The following is a 2,677-nucleotide window of genomic DNA, read 5'->3' as shown; positions in this document are numbered from 1 at the left end:
CCCCAGCCCTCCCCGGCCGCCCCGGCCGCTGACGCCCCGAAGCTGTCCTGGTACCGCCGGATGTACCTGCGCGTGGAGGCCGCCGCCTCCACCCCGCACGCGCTCGCCACGATGATGGCGGTGTCGGTGGTGGATGGTTCCGTCTTCCCCATCCCGCCCTTCGCGGTGCTGGTCCCCATGGTGCTCGCCCAGCCGAAGAAGTGGGTGCGCTACTGCCTGCTGGGCACGCTGGCGAGCCTGGTGGGCGGCCTCATCGGCTACGGGCTGGGGGCGTTCGTGGGCGAGGGCATCACCCAGCTCCTCCACATCGACCTGGACGTGCGCGTGGACCGCTTCGGCGTGTCCGGCACGGTGGGCGAGCTCCTGGGGCGCAACTTCTGGGTGCTGGCGCTGCTGTGCTCCATCCTGCCCACGCCGTTCAAGATCGTCGCCATTGGCAGCGGCCTGGTGTCCGTGCCGCTGGAGCAGTTCCTGGTGGCGTCCGTCATCGGCCGCTCGGTGCGCTTCTTCCTGGTGGGCAGCGTGGTGCGCTTCTTCGGCCCCACCGCCCGCAAGTGGCTGCGCGTCTGAGGTGCCCCAGCGCCTGGGGGGCCTAACCGCGGCGCGTGCCGCCCACCGCGCCGCGCGCCGCCACCCTCGGGGAGCCGCCCTCCAGCATCTCCTCCACCGTGGACAGCAGCACGTCCGGGCGCACCGGCTTCTCCAGCACCCGCTGGGCCACCGTCTCCAGGAACGCTCTCGCCTCCGGCGATGACGCTCCGCCGGAGATGAACACCACCCGCGACGCCAGCCCGGGCGCCTCCTGCTGGAGCCGCCGGTACACCGCGATGCCGTCCATGCCCGGCATCTGGAGGTCGCACAGCACCACGTCGAAGGACTCGCCCGCGGCCGCCTTCGCCAGCGCGTCCTCGCCGCGCGTGACGGTGACGACCTCGTGGTCAGGCTCCAGCAGCAGGCGCATGGACTGCGCCAGCCGGGGCTCGTCGTCCACGATGAGCACCCGCCCACGCCGCCCGGAGGCCGCCGTCTCCGGCGCCTCCGCGACGTGCGCCACCGCGTGCAGCGGCACCAGGCTCCCCGCGCTCTGCACGGGCGCGGGCGGCAGGAGCAGCGTGAAGGTGGCGCCCTGGCCCGGCACGCTGCGCACGCGCAGGTCGCCCCCGTGCGCGCGGACGATCTGCTGACAGATGGCCAGCCCCAGGCCGGTGCCCTCGTCGCTGTTCTTGGTGGTGAAGAACGGGTCGAAGATGCGCGGCAGCACGTCCGGCGGGATGCCGCCGCCCGTGTCCTCCACCTCCACGCGCGCGTGGCCGGACGCGTCCGTGCCGGTGCGCACGCGCACCTCGTGGCGGCCGGGGTCCCCTTCCGGGATGGCCTGCAGGGCGTTCACCAGCAGGTTGAGCAGCACCTGCCCCAGCCGCGCCTCGCTGCCCAGCACGCGCGGCACCGGCCCGAAGTCCTCCACCAGCCGCGCGCGCGCGCGCAGGGCGTGCAGCACCACGCGCACCGCGGGCGGCACCAGCGCGTTCAGGTCCACCAGTCCGCGCTCCGGCGCGCCCTCGCGGCTGAACACCTGCAAATCCCTCACGATGAGGCGGATGCGCTCCGCGCCCTCCTGGGCCCCGCGCACGCTGGAGAGCGCGTCGCGCACGCAGGACGGGGCCTGCGCGCCCTCCGGAGAAAGGCCCGCCGCGAGGCTCCTGCGCGCGGCCTCCAGGTTCAGCGCCAGGTAGGCCAGCGGGTTGTTGATTTCATGGCCCACGCCCGCGGCCAGCGTGCCCACGGCCGCCACGCGCTCGGCGGCCACCAGCCGCGCCTGCAGCTCCTTCGTCGCGGTGACGTCGCGGTGGGTCGCCACGAAGTGCGTCACGGCCTGGCCGTTGGCGCGCACCGGGGACAGCTGCATCTCGCTCCACACCCGCGTGCCGTCCGGCCGCGTCAGCGCCACCTCCGCGCGCAGCGAGCGCTCCTCGCGCAGCGCCTCCAAGAGCCGCTGCCGGTCCCCGCCGTCGGCGGACGCCAGCAGCTCCCCGGGCGCCGCGCCGACGAGCTCCTCGCGCCGCCGGCCCACCAGCGCGCACAGGGCCTCGTTGACGAAGACGGTGTGCAGGCCGCCCGACTCGCGCACCTCGCAGATGAGCACGCCTTCGTGCACCGCGCGCACGGTGGTGGCCAGCAGCTCCAGCAGCTCCACCGCCTGGCGGCGCTCCGCGCGCGCCGCCGCGAGCAAGAGGCCCGTCAGCGTGGTGATGCCGATGAAGAGCTGCAGCACCACCAGCCCCCGGTGCGGCAGGTCCACCGTGAAGAACGGGCCCAGCTCCCGCGCCGTGCCGGCGATGGCCGCCAGCGCGATGGAGAGCGAGGCCAGCGCCGCCCCCCGCAGCCCGAAGCTCAGGGCCCCCCAGGCCATCAGCGGGAAGAGCAGGAACGTCATCGCGTGCGCCGCCGCGGAGCCCGGCCGCGGGAAGGCGAAGACGCCCACGCACACCCCCACCGTCAGCGCCGTGAGCAGCAGCGCCTCCCACGAGCGCGCCATGCGCCGGGGCCTGCGCAGCAGCAGCACCGGCGTCACCAGCAGCATGCCCAGCAGGTCCGCCATCCACCACAGCCAGCCGGCGGGGCCCCACTGCGCGGCGGGCACCACCCCGCCCAGCACGAGCCCCAGCGTGCCCAGCCC

The 2,677-nt window shown here is 75.0% G+C and carries 2 protein-coding genes; one reads left to right on the top strand and one right to left on the bottom strand.

The genetic code is table 11. The features are described 5' to 3' along the window. The coding region (locus tag D7W82_RS39215) for a YqaA family protein (protein ID WP_233588207.1) at window positions 1–570 on the top strand (570 nt) is incomplete at its 5' end. A gap of 22 nt (window positions 571–592) precedes the next feature. Here D7W82_RS39215 and D7W82_RS39210 read toward each other — a convergent pair. Further along, window positions 593–2,677: ATP-binding protein (locus tag D7W82_RS39210; protein ID WP_120623126.1), on the bottom strand; the 2,085-nt coding region annotated here is incomplete at its 5' end.

This window comes from Corallococcus sp. CA049B (assembly GCF_003611685.1).
GTDB lineage: Bacteria > Myxococcota > Myxococcia > Myxococcales > Myxococcaceae > Corallococcus > Corallococcus coralloides.
This window is presented reverse-complemented; position numbering and strand designations above follow the sequence as displayed.